This window comes from Escherichia sp. WS33 (assembly GCF_046486385.1).
Taxonomy (GTDB): domain Bacteria; phylum Pseudomonadota; class Gammaproteobacteria; order Enterobacterales; family Enterobacteriaceae; genus ECMA0423.
This window is the reverse complement of record NZ_JBJQLJ010000013.1, coordinates 94335-110966: the sequence shown is the minus strand read 5'-3', so window position 1 is coordinate 110966 and position 16632 is coordinate 94335. Positions and strand designations below refer to the sequence as shown.

The following is a 16632-nucleotide window of genomic DNA, read 5'->3' as shown; positions in this document are numbered from 1 at the left end:
GGATTAGACCTGGTCTTTTTTGTCGTCAACCAATGGGCTGGCGTCGTGTTCTGCTTCGATCTCTTCAGCAGGAAGCGGGGCAGGTTCAGCGTCTGGCGTAACAAAGGTTTCGGTAGATACTGCCAGCGGCTGGCCAATTTTCGTGACAGACAGGCTTTCCAGTTGCTCAACCAGATTCACTTTACCCGGTGCAAACAGGTTGATAACGGTGGAACCGAGTTTAAAGCGACCCATTTCCTGGCCTTTAAGCAGTGCCACAGAACCGTCGTTTTCCCCGGCAGGCCAGGTCCAGCGCTTGATGATACCTTCGCGCGGCGGCGTAATGGTGCCCGCCCAGACCGTCTCAATGCTGCCAACAATCGTCGCTCCGACCAGAATCTGCGCCATTGGGCCAAATTCGGTATCGAAAAGGCAAATCACGCGTTCGTTACGGGCAAACAGATTCGGCACGTTCTGAGCGGTGAGATGGTTAACGGAGAAGAGATCGCCCGGCACGTAGATCATCTCACGCAGAATACCGTTGCACGGCATGTGTACGCGGTGGTAGTCACGCGGGGAGAGGTAAGTGGTCACAAACGTACCGTTGCGGAACAGGTCCGCCATCAGATAGTTGCCTGCCAGCAAGGCTTCGAGGCTGTAGTTGTGGCCTTTGGCTTGCAGGATTTTATCTTCTTCGATTTTACCCAACTGGCTGATAACGCCATCGGCAGGCATGACCAGGACATTCGGATCGGTATCGATTGGGCGTACTTCGTCACGCAGCGGACGGACAAAGAATTCGTTAAAGGTGCGGTAGCTGGCGGTGTCCGGCTTTTGCGCCTCTTTCATGTCGACCTTGTAGTATTTAACGAACAGATCGATAACCAGTTTTGTCAGCCATCCTGCCCGCTTGCTTGCGCCCCAACCCGCCAGGCGAGTAAGCCATAGTTTCGGCAGAATGTACTGTAGCGAAAGTTTAAATGAATTTAACAAGGTAGCCTCCAGGCCATTGTTTTGTCGTTCCTGATCCGGCCTACATGCCGGATCCTGAAAAAAAGGGGACGATTCTAACGACGGTTAGCTTAATTGTCAGTCATCCGTATCAGAAAAGTTTTTACGCGTTTTTACCTGCGCCATGCTTTCCAGAATACGGTGATAGTTTTCGAAACGGGTTTCCGCGATTTTTCCTTCCTCAACCGCTTCCCGGATAGCGCAGCCCGGATCGGTATCGTGTTTGCAATCGCGATATTTACACAGACCTAAATAGTCATGGAATTCGACAAAGCCCTGAGTGATTTGTTCCGGCTCCAGGTGCCAGAGGCCGAACTCACGCACACCAGGGGAATCAATCACATCACCGCCGTGCGGGAAGTGATACAGTCGTGCGGCGGTCGTGGTGTGCTGACCGAGACCCGAGTTGTCAGAGACATCGTTGGTCAGGATCTCTTTTTGCAGCCCCAGCAACGCGTTCAGCAGGCTGGATTTGCCGACGCCAGACTGGCCGGCAAAAATGCTGATGCGCCCGGTCAACGCCTCTTCCAGCGGTTTTAGCCCATCCTGAGTATGGCTGGAAACCATCAATACGCGATAACCAATGTTGCGGTAGATATCCATCTGCTCGTTGACGAACGCCATGCCTTCGTCGTCCAGCAGGTCTATCTTATTGAGCACAATAATCGGCTCAATCTGCAAGGTTTCGCAGGCCACCAGGTAACGGTCGATAATATTGAGCGACAGCTCCGGCAAAATGGCGGAGACAATGACAATCTGGTCGATGTTGGCGGCAATAGGTTTCACGCCGTCGTAGAAATCCGGACGCGTCAACACTGAGGTGCGCTCATGCACCGCTTCCACGATCCCTTTGACATTTACGCCTTCCGCCGCCGGTTTACCCGGACGCCAGACTACGCGGTCGCCGGTTACCAGCGAACGGATGGTACGGCGAATATTGCAGCGGTGAACGTCGCCATCGGCGGATTCCACATCAGCGTGCATACCAAAGCGGCTGATGACGATACCTTCATCAGGCTCGCCAAACAGATTGTCGTCGTAGTCGGGCTTCTCCTTAGACGTTTTAAGACGACGCTGGTGATTGGCGTTCACGCGGCGCTGCTGGCCTTTGGAGAGTTTATTTTTACTCAATCGTACAGACTCCTGGTCGCCCCTGATGGGCAAAACATCTATGATACACGCAATTGTGGATCAATATAGTCACTGTGAATGGGTGGAAAATAGCATGAGTGCCAATGAAAACAACCTGATTTGGATCGATCTTGAGATGACCGGTCTGGATCCCGAGCGCGATCGCATTATTGAGATTGCCACGCTGGTGACCGATGCCAACCTGAATATTCTGGCAGAAGGGCCGACCATTGCAGTACACCAGTCTGATGAACAGCTGGCGCTGATGGATGACTGGAACGTGCGCACCCATACCGCCAGCGGGCTGGTAGAGCGCGTGAAAGCGAGCACGATGGGCGATCGGGAAGCTGAACTGGCAACGCTCGAATTTTTAAAACAGTGGGTGCCTGCGGGAAAATCGCCGATTTGCGGTAACAGCATCGGTCAGGACCGTCGTTTCCTGTTTAAATACATGCCGGAGCTGGAAGCCTACTTCCACTACCGTTATCTCGATGTCAGCACCCTGAAAGAGCTGGCGCGCCGCTGGAAGCCGGAAATTCTGGATGGTTTTACCAAGCAGGGGACGCATCAGGCGATGGATGATATCCGTGAATCGGTGGCGGAGCTGGCTTACTACCGCGAGCATTTTATCAAGCTGTAAAATTTTTCCTGGTCACGTAAGCGCCGGAATCCACTTGCGGCGGCGTGATTTTGACGCTAAATTGAACGTCTTGCTGATAATTTCAGCACTTGAGATAAAAACGCAAAAAAAACTTTTTTGGGGGGTTGCAGAGGGAAAGATTTCTCGTATAATGCGCCTCCCGTAACGACGCAGAAATGCGAAAATTACGAAAGCAAAATTAAGTAGTACGCGGGAATAGCTCAGTTGGTAGAGCACGACCTTGCCAAGGTCGGGGTCGCGAGTTCGAGTCTCGTTTCCCGCTCCAAAATTTGAAAAGTGCTGCAAAGCACAGACCACCCAAGCGGGAATAGCTCAGTTGGTAGAGCACGACCTTGCCAAGGTCGGGGTCGCGAGTTCGAGTCTCGTTTCCCGCTCCAAAATTTGAAAGTGCTGTAAGGCACAGACCACCCAAGCGGGAATAGCTCAGTTGGTAGAGCACGACCTTGCCAAGGTCGGGGTCGCGAGTTCGAGTCTCGTTTCCCGCTCCAAATTCTTCTCTCAATAAAATATCCACAGCGATGCGATGCGTTATTGCTGGTTTTCGTTGTCTCTGACAAACTCTTGTAAACAGAGTTATCCACAGCCTCAGGCTGTAATCTTAATTTCAAAGAAACTTCGCACGGTGAATAGTATTTTTTTAACCTATTGATAGATAAGTTAAAAATTAAGATTCCGTTTTGTCGAGTCGATCACTTGACGATTTTATTCGTCTTGAATTGCAATGCGTTTTTATTTTTATTCACAAGCTGTGGATGAATCAGGCGTCACGCGGTAACCCTTTTTCAATCACCCGAACCAGACGCTGTTTTTTCGGCAATTGCACTTCGACTATGCACGCATTTCGTCTCTCTATTTGCTGCGCAATCGCCCACGCTATGTGCTCATCGAGAAGTGGGTGCTCACCTTTACGACTTTCCAGCGCTGTCAAAATCGTTTCATCCCAAGGGGCATTGCCTAATGCTACGGCGATATTACGCAGCCAACGCAGGTGACCAATACGACGAATCGCCGATCCTTCCGTGACTTTTAAAAACTTCTCTTCGCTCCAGGCGAATAACTCAATGAGTTCCGGTGCGTGTAGCGGCTTACGCGGGCTGAAATCCTCTTCTGTGGTGAGTTGTGAATAGCGATTCCACGGGCAGATAAGCTGGCAGTCATCGCAACCGTAAATACGGTTTCCCATTAACGGTCGCAACTCTTCCGGGATCGCCCCTTCAAGTTCGATGGTGAGATAAGAGATACAGCGGCGAGCATCGACGGTATATGGCTCGACGATGGCACCGGTCGGGCAAATCGTCATACAGGCCACGCATTTACCGCATCCTTCCTCGACTGGTTGATCCACGGGCAGCGGAATATCGACCAGCAATTCGCCTAAAAAGAAGAAAGAACCGGCCTCGCGATTGAGGATAAGTGAGTGCTTACCTGTCCAGCCGAGCCCAGCTTTTTCAGCTAACGGGCGCTCGAGAATAGGCGCAGAATCGACAAACGGTCTAAAATTCAGCGAAACACAATGTTGCTGAATCATCTCGCCCAGCTTTTTGAGTCGGTTGCGCAGAAGTTTGTGATAGTCACGGCCCAGCGCATAACGGCTAACATAGCCGAGTTTGGGGTTTTTCAGCGTGCTGGCAAATGCGGCGTTAGCAGGAAGGTAATTCATCCGCACGCTGATCACGCGCAGCGTACCGGGCAATAACTCATGGGGGCGAGCGCGCAGCATACCGTGACGTGCCATCCAGTCCATTTCGCCGTGGTATTGTTTGTCCAGCCATGCTTGCAGTTTGGGCTCGGACTCGCTGAGATCGGTATCGGTAATACCTACCTGCTGAAAGCCCAGTTCCAGTCCCCACTGTTTAATTTTTTGCGCTAACTGATTGAGATCGAGGGGCTCTGACATGACGGACCATACAATGAAGAAAAACCCCGTAAGTATACCACACACCGTCTGGTACGCCGACGATATCCGCCGCGGAGAACGCGAGGCGGCAGATGTGCTGGGGCTCACACTCTATGAGCTGATGCTTCGCGCTGGCGAGGCCGCATTCCAGGTGTGTCGTTCGGCGTATCCTGACGCCCGCCACTGGCTGGTGCTGTGCGGTCATGGTAATAACGGCGGCGATGGCTACGTGGTCGCGCGACTGGCCAAAGCGGTCGGCATTGAGGTCACGTTGTTGGCCCAGGAGAGCGACAAACCGTTGCCGGAAGAGGCCGCGCTGGCACGCGAAGCATGGTTAAACGCGGGTGGCGAGATCCATGCTTCGAATATTGTCTGGCCCGAATCGGTAGATCTGATTGTTGATGCGCTGCTCGGTACCGGTTTGCGGCAAGCGCCCCGCGAATCCATTAGCCAGTTAATCGACCACGCTAATTCCCATCCTGCGCCGATTGTGGCGGTTGATATCCCTTCCGGCCTGCTGGCTGAAACTGGCGCTACGCCAGGCGCGGTGATCAACGCCGATCACACCATCACTTTTATTGCGCTGAAACCAGGCTTGCTCACTGGAAAAGCGCGGGATGTTACCGGACAACTGCATTTTGACTCACTGGGGCTGGATAGTTGGCTGGCAGGTCAGGAGACGAAAATTCAGCGGTTTTCGGCAGAACAACTTTCTCACTGGCTAAAACCGCGTCGCCCGACTTCGCATAAAGGCGATCACGGGCGGCTGGTAATTATCGGTGGCGATCACGGCACGGCGGGGGCTATTCGTATGACGGGGGAAGCGGCGCTACGTGCTGGTGCTGGTTTAGTCCGAGTACTGACCCGCAGTGAAAACATTGCGCCGCTGCTGACTGCACGACCGGAATTGATGGTGCATGAACTGACGATGGACTCTCTTACCGAAAGCCTGGAATGGGCCGATGTGGTGGTGATTGGTCCCGGTCTGGGCCAGCAAGAGTGGGGGAAAAAAGCACTGCAAAAAGTTGAGAATTTTCGCAAACCGATGTTGTGGGATGCCGATGCATTGAACCTGCTGGCAATCAATCCCGATAAGCGTCACAATCGCGTGATCACGCCGCATCCTGGCGAGGCCGCACGGTTGTTAGGCTGTTCCGTCGCTGAAATTGAAAGTGACCGCTTACATTGCGCCAAACGTCTGGTACAACGTTATGGCGGCGTAGCGGTGCTGAAAGGTGCCGGAACCGTGGTCGCCGCCCATCCTGACGCTTTAGGCATTATTGATGCCGGAAATGCAGGCATGGCGAGCGGCGGCATGGGCGATGTGCTCTCTGGTATTATTGGCGCATTGCTTGGGCAAAAACTGTCGCCGTATGATGCCGCCTGTGCGGGCTGTGTCGCGCACGGTGCTGCAGCTGACGTACTGGCGGCGCGTTTTGGAACGCGCGGGATGCTGGCAACCGATCTCTTTTCCACGCTACAGCGTATTGTTAACCCGGAAGTGACTGATAAAAACCATGATGAATCGAGTAATTCCGCTCCCTGATGAGCAGGCAACATTAGACCTGGGCGAGCGGGTAGCGAAAGCCTGCGATGGCGCAACCGTAATCTATCTGTATGGCGATTTAGGCGCAGGTAAAACCACCTTTAGCCGGGGCTTTTTACAAGCTCTGGGTCATCAGGGTAATGTCAAAAGCCCCACTTATACGCTGGTCGAACCCTATACGCTCGACAATTTAATGGTTTATCACTTTGATTTGTACCGCCTTGCCGATCCCGAGGAGCTGGAGTTTATGGGGATTCGCGATTATTTTGCCAACGATGCCATCTGCCTGGTGGAGTGGCCACAACAAGGTACTGGTGTTCTTCCTGACCCGGATGTCGAAATACACATTGATTATCAGGCACAAGGCCGTGAGGCGCGCGTGAGTGCGGTTTCCTCTGCGGGTGAATTGTTGCTGGCGCGTTTAGCCGGTTAACCTTTGAAAGGTGGCGGGATGATGTATCGCATCAGAAATTGGTTGGTAGCGACGCTGCTGCTGCTGTGCACGCCGGTGGGTGCCGCGACGCTCTCTGATATTCAGGTTTCTAACGGTAATCAACAGGCGCGGATAACGTTGAGTTTTATTGGCGATCCTGATTATGCGTTTAGCCATCAAAGCAAACGCACCGTGGCGCTCGATATCAAACAAACGGGCGTGATTCAGGGACTGCCGTTGTTGTTCAGCGGCAATAATCTGGTGAAGGCGATTCGCTCTGGAACGCCTAAAGATGCACAAACGCTACGGCTGGTGGTCGATCTTACCGAAAACGGTAAAACCGAAGCGGTGAAGCGGCAGAATGGCAGCAATTACACTGTCGTCTTTACGATTAACGCCGATGCGCCGCCACCTCCTCCTCCGCCGCCCGTGGTTGCGAAACGCGTTGAAACGCCTGCGGTTGTCGCACCGCGCGTCAGCGAACCGGCGCGCAATCCGTTTAAAACGGAAAGTAACCGCACTACGGGTGTTATCAGCAGTAATACGGTAACGCGTCCGGCAGCGCGCGCGACGGCTAACACTGGCGATAAAATTATCATCGCTATTGATGCCGGACACGGCGGTCAGGACCCTGGCGCTATCGGCCCCGGTGGTACGCGGGAGAAAAATGTCACCATCGCCATCGCGCGTAAATTGCGTACTTTGCTCAATGACGATCCGATGTTTAAGGGCGTTTTAACCCGTGACGGGGATTACTTTATCTCGGTGATGGGGCGCAGTGATGTGGCACGTAAGCAAAACGCCAATTTCCTCGTGTCGATTCACGCTGATGCCGCACCGAACCGCAGTGCGACTGGCGCTTCCGTATGGGTGCTCTCTAACCGTCGCGCCAACAGCGAAATGGCCAGCTGGCTGGAGCAGCACGAGAAACAGTCGGAGCTGCTGGGTGGGGCGGGTGATGTGCTGGCGAACAGTCAGTCTGACCCCTATTTAAGCCAGGCGGTGCTGGATTTACAGTTCGGTCATTCCCAACGGGTAGGGTATGATGTAGCGACCAGTATGATCAGTCAGTTGCAACGCATTGGCGAAATACATAAACGCCGACCAGAACACGCGAGTCTCGGCGTTCTGCGTTCGCCGGATATCCCGTCAGTACTGGTCGAAACCGGTTTTATCAGCAACAACAGCGAAGAACGTTTGCTGGCGAGCGACGATTACCAACAACAGCTGGCAGAAGCCATTTACAAAGGCCTGCGCAATTATTTCCTTGCGCATCCGATGCAATCTGCGCCGCAGGGGGCAACGGCACAAACTGCCAGTACGGTGACGACGCCAGATCGCACGCTGCCAAACTAAGGACGATTGATGCCAATTCAGGTCTTACCGCCACAACTGGCGAACCAGATTGCCGCAGGTGAGGTGGTCGAGCGACCTGCGTCGGTAGTCAAAGAACTGGTGGAAAACAGCCTCGATGCAGGCGCGACGCGTATCGATATTGATATCGAACGCGGTGGGGCGAAACTTATCCGCATTCGTGATAACGGCTGCGGTATCAAAAAAGATGAGCTGGCGCTGGCGCTGGCGCGTCATGCCACCAGTAAAATCGCCTCTCTGGACGATCTCGAAGCCATTATCAGCCTGGGCTTTCGCGGTGAGGCGCTGGCGAGTATCAGTTCGGTTTCCCGCCTGACGCTCACTTCACGCACCGCAGAACAGCAGGAAGCCTGGCAGGCCTATGCCGAAGGGCGCGATATGAACGTGACGGTAAAACCGGCGGCGCATCCTGTGGGGACGACGCTGGAGGTGCTGGATCTGTTCTACAACACCCCGGCGCGGCGCAAATTCCTGCGCACCGAGAAAACCGAATTTAACCACATTGATGAGATCATCCGCCGCATTGCGCTGGCGCGTTTCGACGTCACGATCAACCTGTCGCATAACGGTAAAATTGTGCGTCAGTACCGCGCAGTGCCGGAAGGCGGGCAAAAAGAACGGCGCTTAGGCGCGATTTGCGGCACCGCTTTTCTTGAACAAGCGCTGGCGATTGAATGGCAACACGGCGATCTCACGCTACGCGGCTGGGTGGCCGATCCAAATCACACCACGCCCGCACTGGCAGAAATTCAGTATTGCTACGTGAACGGTCGCATGATGCGCGATCGCCTGATCAATCACGCGATCCGCCAGGCCTGCGAAGACAAACTGGGGGCCGATCAGCAACCGGCATTTGTGCTGTATCTGGAGATCGACCCACATCAGGTGGACGTCAACGTGCACCCCGCCAAACACGAAGTGCGTTTTCATCAGTCGCGTCTGGTGCATGACTTTATCTATCAAGGCGTGCTGAGCGTGTTACAGCAGCAACTGGAAACGCCGCTACCGCTGGACGATGAACCCCAACCTGCACCGCGTGCCATCCCGGAAAACCGCGTGGCGGCGGGGCGCAATCACTTTGCAGAACCGGCAGCTCGGGAGCCGGTAGCTCCGCGTTACACTCCTGCGCCAGCATCAGGCAGTCGTCCGGCTGCCCCCTGGCCGAATGCGCAGCCAGGCTACCAGAAACAGCAAGGTGAAGTGTATCGCCAGCTTTTGCAAACGCCCGCGCCGATGCAAAAACCAAAAGCGCCGGAACCGCAGGAACCTGCACTTGCGGCGAACAGTCAGAGTTTTGGTCGGGTACTGACTATCGTCCATTCCGACTGTGCGTTGCTGGAGCGCGACGGCAACATTTCACTTTTAGCCTTGCCAGTGGCAGAACGTTGGCTGCGTCAGGCGCAACTGACGCCGGGTGAAGCGCCAGTTTGCGCCCAGCCGTTGCTGATTCCGTTGCGGCTAAAAGTTTCTGGCGAAGAAAAATCGGCATTAGAAAAAGCGCAGTCTGCCCTGGCGGAATTGGGTATTGATTTCCAGTCAGATGCACAGCATGTGACCATCAGGGCCGTGCCTTTACCCTTACGCCAACAAAATTTACAAATCTTGATTCCTGAACTGATAGGCTACCTGGCGAAGCAGTCCGTATTCGAACCTGGCAATATTGCGCAGTGGATTGCACGAAATCTGATGAGCGAACATGCGCAGTGGTCAATGGCACAGGCCATAACCCTGCTGGCGGACGTGGAACGGTTATGTCCGCAACTTGTGAAAACGCCGCCGGGTGGTCTGTTACAATCTGTTGATTTACATCCGGCGATAAAAGCCCTGAAAGATGAGTGATATCAGTAAGGCGAGCCTGCCTAAGGCGATTTTTTTGATGGGGCCGACGGCCTCCGGTAAAACGGCGTTAGCCATTGAGCTGCGTAAAATTTTACCAGTAGAGTTGATAAGCGTTGATTCTGCCCTTATTTACAAAGGGATGGATATCGGGACGGCGAAGCCGAACGCTGAAGAGTTACTCGCCGCGCCGCACCGATTGCTGGATATTCGCGATCCGTCGCAGGCTTACTCGGCTGCTGATTTTCGCCGCGATGCGCTGGCGGAAATGGCCGATATCACCGCGGCGGGGCGGATCCCACTGTTAGTGGGCGGTACGATGTTGTATTTCAAGGCATTGCTGGAAGGGTTGTCGCCGCTACCGTCGGCAGACCCGGAAGTGCGGGCCAGAATTGAGCAACAGGCGGCAGAGCAAGGTTGGGAGTCATTGCATCGTCAACTTCAGGAGGTAGATCCGGTTGCGGCAGCAAGGATTCATCCAAATGATCCACAAAGGCTTTCCCGGGCACTGGAAGTTTTTTTCATTTCGGGTAAAACTTTAACGGAACTGACGCAAACGTCAGGAGACGCTCTACCGTATCAGGTGCATCAGTTCGCCATCGCCCCGGCGAGCCGTGAACTGCTCCATCAACGCATTGAGCAGCGTTTTCATCAGATGTTGGCTTCAGGTTTTGAAGCAGAAGTCCGGGCGCTTTTTGCCCGAGGAGATTTGCATACGGACTTGCCTTCCATTCGTTGCGTGGGTTATCGCCAGATGTGGTCTTACCTTGAAGGCGAAATCTCATACGATGAAATGGTTTATCGAGGTGTTTGCGCCACGAGACAGTTGGCGAAGCGGCAGATAACCTGGCTGCGTGGTTGGGAAGGGGTTCACTGGCTTGACAGTGAAAAACCAGAACAGGCGCGTGACGAAGTATTACAGGTTGTTGGTGCTATCGCAGGCTGAATGTGTACAATTGAGACGTATCGTGCGCAATTTTTTCAGAATCGAAAGGTTCAAAGTACAAATAAGCATATAAGGAAAAGAGAGAATGGCTAAGGGGCAATCTTTACAAGATCCGTTCCTGAACGCACTGCGTCGGGAACGTGTTCCAGTTTCTATTTATTTGGTGAATGGTATTAAGCTGCAAGGGCAAATCGAGTCTTTTGATCAGTTCGTGATCCTGTTGAAAAACACGGTCAGCCAGATGGTTTACAAGCACGCGATTTCTACTGTTGTCCCGTCTCGTCCGGTTTCTCATCACAGTAACAACGCCGGTGGCGGTACCAGCAGTAACTACCATCATGGTAGCAGCGCGCAGAATACTTCCGCGCAACAGGACAGCGAAGAAACCGAATAAGGTTTCGGGCTGTTTTTTTACACGGGGAGCCAGCGATCCTGCGTTCCCCGCTGATCTATTTAGAGGGTTATACGCTTGTTTGACCGTTATGATGCTGGTGAGCAGGCGGTACTGGTACACATCTATTTTACGCAAGACAAAGATATGGAAGACCTCCAGGAGTTTGAATCTCTGGTCTCTTCCGCCGGTGTCGAAGCATTGCAGGTGATTACCGGTAGCCGTAAAGCGCCGCACCCAAAGTATTTTGTAGGTGAAGGTAAAGCAGTTGAAATTGCGGAAGCTGTCAAAGCGACGGGTGCTTCGGTCGTTCTTTTTGACCATGCCCTGAGCCCGGCGCAAGAGCGTAACCTGGAGCGTTTGTGCGAGTGTCGTGTTATCGACCGCACCGGCCTTATTTTAGATATTTTCGCCCAACGTGCGCGTACCCATGAGGGTAAGTTGCAGGTTGAGCTGGCGCAGCTGCGCCATCTGGCTACGCGCCTGGTGCGTGGCTGGACCCACCTTGAAAGACAGAAAGGCGGGATAGGTTTGCGTGGTCCGGGTGAAACCCAGCTCGAAACCGACCGTCGTTTGTTGCGTAATCGCATCGTGCAGATACAGTCGCGCCTGGAAAGAGTTGAAAAGCAGCGTGAGCAGGGGCGGCAATCGCGTATCAAAGCCGACGTTCCTACTGTTTCGCTGGTGGGATATACCAACGCCGGTAAATCTACCCTTTTCAATCGCATCACCGAAGCGCGGGTCTACGCGGCAGACCAGTTGTTTGCCACCCTCGACCCGACGTTGCGGCGTATTGACGTTGCAGATGTCGGTGAAACCGTGTTGGCAGATACCGTAGGGTTTATTCGCCACCTGCCGCACGATCTGGTTGCAGCATTTAAAGCCACGTTACAAGAGACGCGGCAAGCCACATTACTGCTGCACGTCATTGATGCGGCGGATGTGCGTGTACAAGAAAACATCGAAGCGGTGAATACGGTTCTTGAAGAGATCGACGCTCACGAGATCCCAACCCTGCTGGTGATGAACAAGATCGATATGCTGGAAGATTTCGAACCGCGTATTGATCGGGACGAAGAGAACAAACCGATCCGTGTCTGGCTTTCCGCACAGACCGGAGCGGGGATACCACAGCTTTTTCAGGCTTTGACGGAGCGGCTTTCCGGCGAGGTGGCGCAGCATACATTGCGTCTGCCACCGCAGGAAGGGCGTCTGAGAAGTCGTTTTTATCAGCTTCAGGCAATAGAAAAAGAGTGGATGGAGGAGGACGGCAGCGTAAGTCTGCAAGTTCGTATGCCGATCGTTGACTGGCGTCGCCTCTGTAAACAAGAACCGGCGTTGATCGATTACCTGATCTAACGGCGTAGCGTCTGAAGCGTGGAGTCATATCCTCTGGCGTCGAAAGACAACAGGGATCACCGCATAACAAATATGGAGCACAAACATGGCGTGGAATCAGCCCGGTAATAACGGACAAGACCGCGACCCGTGGGGAAGCAGCAAACCTGGCGGCAACTCTGAGGGAAATGGAAACAAAGGCGGTCGCGATCAAGGGCCACCTGATTTAGATGATATCTTCCGCAAACTGAGCAAAAAGCTCGGTGGTCTGGGCGGCGGTAAAGGCACCGGATCTGGCGGTGGCAGTTCATCGCAAGGCCCGCGCCCGCAGCTTGGCGGTCGTGTCGTTACCATCGCAGCGGCAGCGATTGTCATTATCTGGGCGGCCAGTGGTTTCTATACCATTAAAGAAGCCGAACGCGGCGTGGTAACACGCTTTGGTAAATTCAGCCATCTGGTTGAGCCGGGTCTGAACTGGAAACCGACGTTTATCGACGAAGTCAAACCGGTAAACGTGGAAGCCGTGCGTGAACTGGCCGCTTCCGGTGTGATGTTGACGTCGGACGAGAACGTAGTGCGCGTTGAGATGAACGTGCAGTACCGCGTTACCAATCCGGAAAAATATCTGTATAGCGTGACCAGCCCGGATGACAGTCTGCGTCAGGCTACCGACAGCGCCCTGCGCGGGGTTATCGGTAAATACACCATGGACCGCATTCTGACGGAAGGTCGTACCGTGATTCGTAGCGATACTCAGCGCGAACTGGAAGAGACTATCCGTCCGTATGACATGGGTATCACGCTGCTGGACGTCAACTTCCAGGCTGCTCGTCCGCCGGAAGAAGTAAAAGCGGCGTTTGACGATGCGATTGCCGCGCGTGAAAACGAACAGCAATACATTCGTGAAGCAGAAGCGTATACCAACGAAGTTCAGCCGCGTGCGAACGGTCAGGCGCAACGTATCCTCGAAGAGGCGCGTGCGTACAAGGCCCAGACCATCCTGGAAGCTCAGGGTGAAGTGGCGCGCTTTGCTAAACTTCTGCCGGAATATAAAGCCGCGCCGGAAATTACTCGCGAGCGTCTGTATATCGAGACGATGGAAAAAGTGTTGGGTAACACCCGCAAAGTGCTGGTTAACGATAAAGGTGGCAACCTGATGGTTCTGCCGTTAGACCAGATGCTGAAAGGTGGTAACGCCCCTGCGGCGAAGAGCGATAACGGTGCCAGCAATCTGCTGCGTTTGCCGCCAGCCTCTTCCTCCACAACCAGTGGAGCAAGCAACACGTCGTCCACCAGTCAGGGCGATATTATGGACCAACGCCGCGCCAACGCGCAGCGTAACGACTACCAGCGTCAGGGGGAATAACGATGCGTAAGTCAGTTATCGCGATTATCATCATCGTGCTGGTAGTGCTTTACATGTCTGTCTTTGTCGTCAAAGAAGGTGAGCGCGGTATTACGCTGCGTTTTGGTAAGGTACTGCGTGACGATGACAACAAACCTCTGGTTTATGAGCCGGGTCTGCATTTCAAGATACCGTTCATTGAAACGGTGAAAATGCTCGACGCACGTATTCAGACCATGGACAACCAGGCCGACCGCTTTGTGACCAAAGAGAAGAAAGACCTGATCGTCGACTCTTACATCAAATGGCGCATCAGCGATTTCAGCCGTTACTACCTGGCAACGGGTGGTGGCGACATTTCGCAAGCGGAAGTGCTGTTGAAACGTAAGTTCTCTGACCGTCTGCGTTCTGAAATTGGTCGCCTGGACGTGAAAGACATCGTCACCGATTCCCGTGGTCGTCTGACCCTCGAAGTACGTGACGCGCTGAACTCCGGTTCTGCGGGTACAGAAGATGAAGTTACTACCCCGGCAGCGGATAACGCCATTGCCGAAGCGGCAGAGCGCGTAACGGCTGAGACGAAGGGCAAAGTTCCGGTCATCAACCCGAACAGTATGGCGGCGCTGGGTATTGAAGTTGTCGATGTGCGTATCAAGCAGATCAACCTGCCGACCGAAGTGTCTGAAGCGATCTACAACCGTATGCGCGCCGAGCGTGAAGCGGTAGCGCGTCGTCACCGTTCACAAGGTCAGGAAGAAGCGGAAAAACTGCGCGCGACTGCCGACTATGAAGTGACCAGAACGCTGGCAGAAGCTGAGCGTCAGGGCCGCATCATGCGTGGTGAAGGCGATGCCGAAGCAGCCAAACTGTTTGCTGATGCATTCAGTAAAGATCCGGACTTCTACGCATTCATCCGTAGCCTGCGTGCTTATGAGAACAGCTTCTCTGGCAATCAGGACGTGATGGTCATGAGCCCGGATAGCGATTTCTTCCGCTACATGAAGACGCCGACTTCCGCAACGCGTTAATATAACGACTGCGGTACAGGTCAATAAAGCCACCGCATCCTCAGGGATGTCGGTGGTTTTCTTTTTCTATAAGGATAATGAATGAATTCGACAATCTGGCTGGCGCTTGCCCTGGTTTTGGTACTGGAAGGTTTAGGGCCGATGCTTTACCCGAAGGCATGGAAGAAGATGATCTCTGCGATGACCAATTTGCCCGATAATATTTTACGTCGTTTTGGCGGTGGACTTGTGGTTGCGGGCGTTGTGGTCTACTACATGTTGAGGAAAACGATTGGCTGAACAAAAAACAGACTGATCGAGGTCATTTTTGAGTGCAAAAAGTGCTGTAACTCTGAAAAAGCGATGGTAGAATCCATTTTTAAGCAAACGGTGATTTTGAAAAATGGGTAACAACGTCGTCGTACTGGGCACCCAATGGGGTGACGAAGGTAAAGGTAAGATCGTCGATCTTCTGACTGAACGGGCTAAATATGTTGTACGCTACCAGGGCGGTCACAACGCAGGCCATACTCTCGTAATCAACGGTGAAAAAACCGTTCTCCATCTTATTCCATCAGGTATTCTCCGCGAGAATGTAACCAGCATCATCGGTAACGGTGTTGTGCTGTCTCCGGCCGCGCTGATGAAAGAGATGAAAGAACTGGAAGACCGTGGCATCCCCGTTCGTGAGCGTCTGCTGCTGTCTGAAGCATGTCCGCTGATCCTTGATTATCACGTTGCGCTGGATAACGCGCGTGAGAAAGCGCGTGGCGCGAAAGCGATCGGCACCACCGGTCGTGGTATCGGGCCTGCTTATGAAGATAAAGTAGCACGTCGCGGTCTGCGTGTTGGCGACCTTTTCGACAAAGAAACCTTCGCTGAAAAACTGAAAGAAGTGATGGAATATCACAACTTCCAGTTGGTTAACTACTACAAAGCTGAAGCGGTTGATTACCAGAAAGTTCTGGATGATACGATGGCTGTTGCCGACATCCTGACTTCTATGGTGGTTGACGTTTCTGACCTGCTCGACCAGGCGCGTCAGCGTGGCGATTTCGTCATGTTTGAAGGTGCGCAGGGTACGCTGCTGGATATCGACCACGGTACTTATCCGTACGTAACTTCTTCCAACACCACTGCTGGTGGCGTGGCGACCGGTTCCGGCCTGGGCCCGCGTTATGTTGATTACGTTCTGGGTATCCTCAAAGCTTACTCCACTCGTGTAGGTGCAGGTCCGTTCCCGACCGAACTGTTTGATGAAACTGGCGAGTTCCTCTGCAAGCAGGGTAACGAATTCGGCGCAACTACGGGGCGTCGTCGTCGTACCGGCTGGCTGGACACCGTTGCCGTTCGTCGTGCGGTACAGCTGAACTCCCTGTCTGGCTTCTGCCTGACTAAACTGGACGTTCTGGATGGCCTGAAAGAGGTTAAACTCTGCGTGGCTTACCGTATGCCGGATGGTCGCGAAGTGACTACCACTCCGCTGGCAGCTGACGACTGGAAAGGTGTAGAGCCGATTTACGAAACCATGCCGGGCTGGTCTGAATCCACCTTCGGCGTGAAAGATCGTAGCGGTCTGCCGCAGGCGGCGCTGAACTACATCAAGCGTATTGAAGAGCTGACTGGTGTGCCGATCGATATCATCTCTACCGGTCCGGATCGTACTGAAACCATGATTCTGCGCGATCCGTTCGACGCGTAATTCTGGTACGCCTGGCAGATATTTTGCCTGCCGGG

General features: G+C 53.6%; 16 protein-coding genes and 3 tRNA genes. 16 read left to right on the top strand and 3 right to left on the bottom strand.

Annotation, left to right across the window (positions count from 1 at the left end; translation table 11 throughout):
* Positions 1-3: 3 nt before the first annotated feature.
* Both asd and rsgA read right to left on the bottom strand, forming a co-directional pair.
* Positions 4-972 (bottom strand): archaetidylserine decarboxylase, encoded by a 969-nt coding sequence (gene asd / locus ACJHXA_RS12825; protein WP_000934920.1) that lies wholly within the window; start codon positions 970-972, stop codon positions 4-6.
* A gap of 96 nt (positions 973-1068) precedes the next feature.
* Positions 1069-2121: a small ribosomal subunit biogenesis GTPase RsgA gene (gene rsgA / locus ACJHXA_RS12820; protein ID WP_000041970.1), complete on the bottom strand. Its 1053-nt coding sequence runs from the start codon at positions 2119-2121 to the stop codon at positions 1069-1071.
* Positions 2122-2215: 94 nt separating this feature from the next.
* On the opposite strand from rsgA, the gene orn reads away from it, so the two are divergent.
* The 5 genes from orn (at position 2216) to ACJHXA_RS12795 (ending at position 3557) form a co-directional block, all read left to right on the top strand.
* Entirely contained in the window at positions 2216-2761 is a 546-nt protein-coding gene (gene orn / locus ACJHXA_RS12815; protein ID WP_001295188.1) for an oligoribonuclease, read from the top strand.
* Between the two features lie 210 nt (positions 2762-2971).
* A tRNA-Gly gene (locus tag ACJHXA_RS12810) sits at positions 2972-3047 on the top strand.
* Between the two features lie 36 nt (positions 3048-3083).
* A tRNA-Gly gene (locus tag ACJHXA_RS12805) sits at positions 3084-3159 on the top strand.
* 35 nt (positions 3160-3194) lie between these two features.
* Positions 3195-3270, top strand: a tRNA-Gly gene (locus ACJHXA_RS12800).
* A 233-nt stretch (positions 3271-3503) separates the two neighbouring features.
* Complete coding sequence (locus ACJHXA_RS12795) at positions 3504-3557, top strand: hypothetical protein (RefSeq protein WP_010723271.1); 54 nt, start codon at positions 3504-3506, stop codon at positions 3555-3557.
* Here ACJHXA_RS12795 and queG read toward each other — a convergent pair.
* Positions 3540-4679, bottom strand: a complete 1140-nt coding sequence (queG, locus tag ACJHXA_RS12790; protein ID WP_001294219.1) for a tRNA epoxyqueuosine(34) reductase QueG — start codon at positions 4677-4679, stop codon at positions 3540-3542. The genes ACJHXA_RS12795 and queG overlap by 18 nt on opposite strands.
* Between queG and nnr the strand changes: the two genes are divergently transcribed.
* The 11 genes from nnr (at position 4678) to purA (ending at position 16597) form a co-directional block, all read left to right on the top strand.
* A complete protein-coding gene (gene nnr, locus ACJHXA_RS12785) occupies positions 4678-6225 on the top strand; it encodes a bifunctional ADP-dependent NAD(P)H-hydrate dehydratase/NAD(P)H-hydrate epimerase (RefSeq protein WP_001295189.1) in 1548 nt (515 codons plus the stop codon). The genes queG and nnr overlap by 2 nt on opposite strands.
* Positions 6197-6658 (top strand): tRNA (adenosine(37)-N6)-threonylcarbamoyltransferase complex ATPase subunit type 1 TsaE, encoded by a 462-nt coding sequence (tsaE, locus tag ACJHXA_RS12780; protein WP_000981977.1) that lies wholly within the window; start codon positions 6197-6199, stop codon positions 6656-6658. Before nnr ends, tsaE begins: the two co-directional genes overlap by 29 nt.
* Positions 6659-6676: 18 nt before the next feature.
* Positions 6677-8014, top strand: a complete 1338-nt coding sequence (amiB, locus tag ACJHXA_RS12775) for an N-acetylmuramoyl-L-alanine amidase AmiB (protein ID WP_000990321.1) — start codon at positions 6677-6679, stop codon at positions 8012-8014.
* 9 nt (positions 8015-8023) lie between these two features.
* Entirely contained in the window at positions 8024-9871 is a 1848-nt protein-coding gene (gene mutL / locus ACJHXA_RS12770; RefSeq protein WP_001122499.1) for a DNA mismatch repair endonuclease MutL, read from the top strand.
* Positions 9864-10814, top strand: a complete 951-nt coding sequence (gene miaA, locus ACJHXA_RS12765; protein ID WP_001280345.1) for a tRNA (adenosine(37)-N6)-dimethylallyltransferase MiaA — start codon at positions 9864-9866, stop codon at positions 10812-10814. Before mutL ends, miaA begins: the two co-directional genes overlap by 8 nt.
* Before the next feature lie 85 nt (positions 10815-10899).
* Complete coding sequence (gene hfq / locus ACJHXA_RS12760) at positions 10900-11208, top strand: RNA chaperone Hfq (RefSeq protein ID WP_001051883.1); 309 nt, start codon at positions 10900-10902, stop codon at positions 11206-11208.
* A gap of 75 nt (positions 11209-11283) precedes the next feature.
* The gene (hflX, locus tag ACJHXA_RS12755) at positions 11284-12564 is read left to right on the top strand and encodes a ribosome rescue GTPase HflX (protein WP_000460360.1); all 1281 of its coding nucleotides are present in this window, start codon (positions 11284-11286) and stop codon (positions 12562-12564) included.
* An 85-nt stretch (positions 12565-12649) separates the two neighbouring features.
* Positions 12650-13909, top strand: coding sequence for an FtsH protease activity modulator HflK (hflK, locus tag ACJHXA_RS12750; RefSeq protein ID WP_000312488.1), 1260 nt, complete (start codon positions 12650-12652; stop codon positions 13907-13909).
* A gap of 2 nt (positions 13910-13911) precedes the next feature.
* Positions 13912-14916 (top strand): protease modulator HflC, encoded by a 1005-nt coding sequence (gene hflC, locus ACJHXA_RS12745; RefSeq protein ID WP_001232412.1) that lies wholly within the window; start codon positions 13912-13914, stop codon positions 14914-14916.
* 81 nt (positions 14917-14997) lie between these two features.
* Positions 14998-15195 carry a DUF2065 domain-containing protein gene (locus ACJHXA_RS12740; protein ID WP_001089295.1) on the top strand — a complete coding sequence of 66 codons (198 nt, stop codon included), beginning with the start codon at positions 14998-15000 and terminating at the stop codon, positions 15193-15195.
* A 103-nt stretch (positions 15196-15298) separates the two neighbouring features.
* Complete coding sequence (gene purA, locus ACJHXA_RS12735) at positions 15299-16597, top strand: adenylosuccinate synthase (protein WP_000527955.1); 1299 nt, start codon at positions 15299-15301, stop codon at positions 16595-16597.
* Positions 16598-16632 lie beyond the last annotated feature (35 nt).

Bases quoted from the DNA above. Each gene is read 5' to 3' on its own strand.
- orn (WP_001295188.1), top strand. From the start codon at position 2,216: ATGAGTGCCAATGAAAACAACCTGATTTGGATCGATCTTGAGATGACC.
- nnr (WP_001295189.1), top strand. From the start codon at position 4,678: ATGACGGACCATACAATGAAGAAAAACCCCGTAAGTATACCACACACC.
- queG (WP_001294219.1), bottom strand. From the start codon at position 4,679: ATGTCAGAGCCCCTCGATCTCAATCAGTTAGCGCAAAAAATTAAACAG.
- tsaE (WP_000981977.1), top strand. From the start codon at position 6,197: ATGATGAATCGAGTAATTCCGCTCCCTGATGAGCAGGCAACATTAGAC.
- amiB (WP_000990321.1), top strand. From the start codon at position 6,677: ATGATGTATCGCATCAGAAATTGGTTGGTAGCGACGCTGCTGCTGCTG.
- mutL (WP_001122499.1), top strand. From the start codon at position 8,024: ATGCCAATTCAGGTCTTACCGCCACAACTGGCGAACCAGATTGCCGCA.
- miaA (WP_001280345.1), top strand. From the start codon at position 9,864: ATGAGTGATATCAGTAAGGCGAGCCTGCCTAAGGCGATTTTTTTGATG.
- hfq (WP_001051883.1), top strand. From the start codon at position 10,900: ATGGCTAAGGGGCAATCTTTACAAGATCCGTTCCTGAACGCACTGCGT.
- hflK (WP_000312488.1), top strand. From the start codon at position 12,650: ATGGCGTGGAATCAGCCCGGTAATAACGGACAAGACCGCGACCCGTGG.
- hflC (WP_001232412.1), top strand. From the start codon at position 13,912: ATGCGTAAGTCAGTTATCGCGATTATCATCATCGTGCTGGTAGTGCTT.
- ACJHXA_RS12740 (WP_001089295.1), top strand. From the start codon at position 14,998: ATGAATTCGACAATCTGGCTGGCGCTTGCCCTGGTTTTGGTACTGGAA.
- purA (WP_000527955.1), top strand. From the start codon at position 15,299: ATGGGTAACAACGTCGTCGTACTGGGCACCCAATGGGGTGACGAAGGT.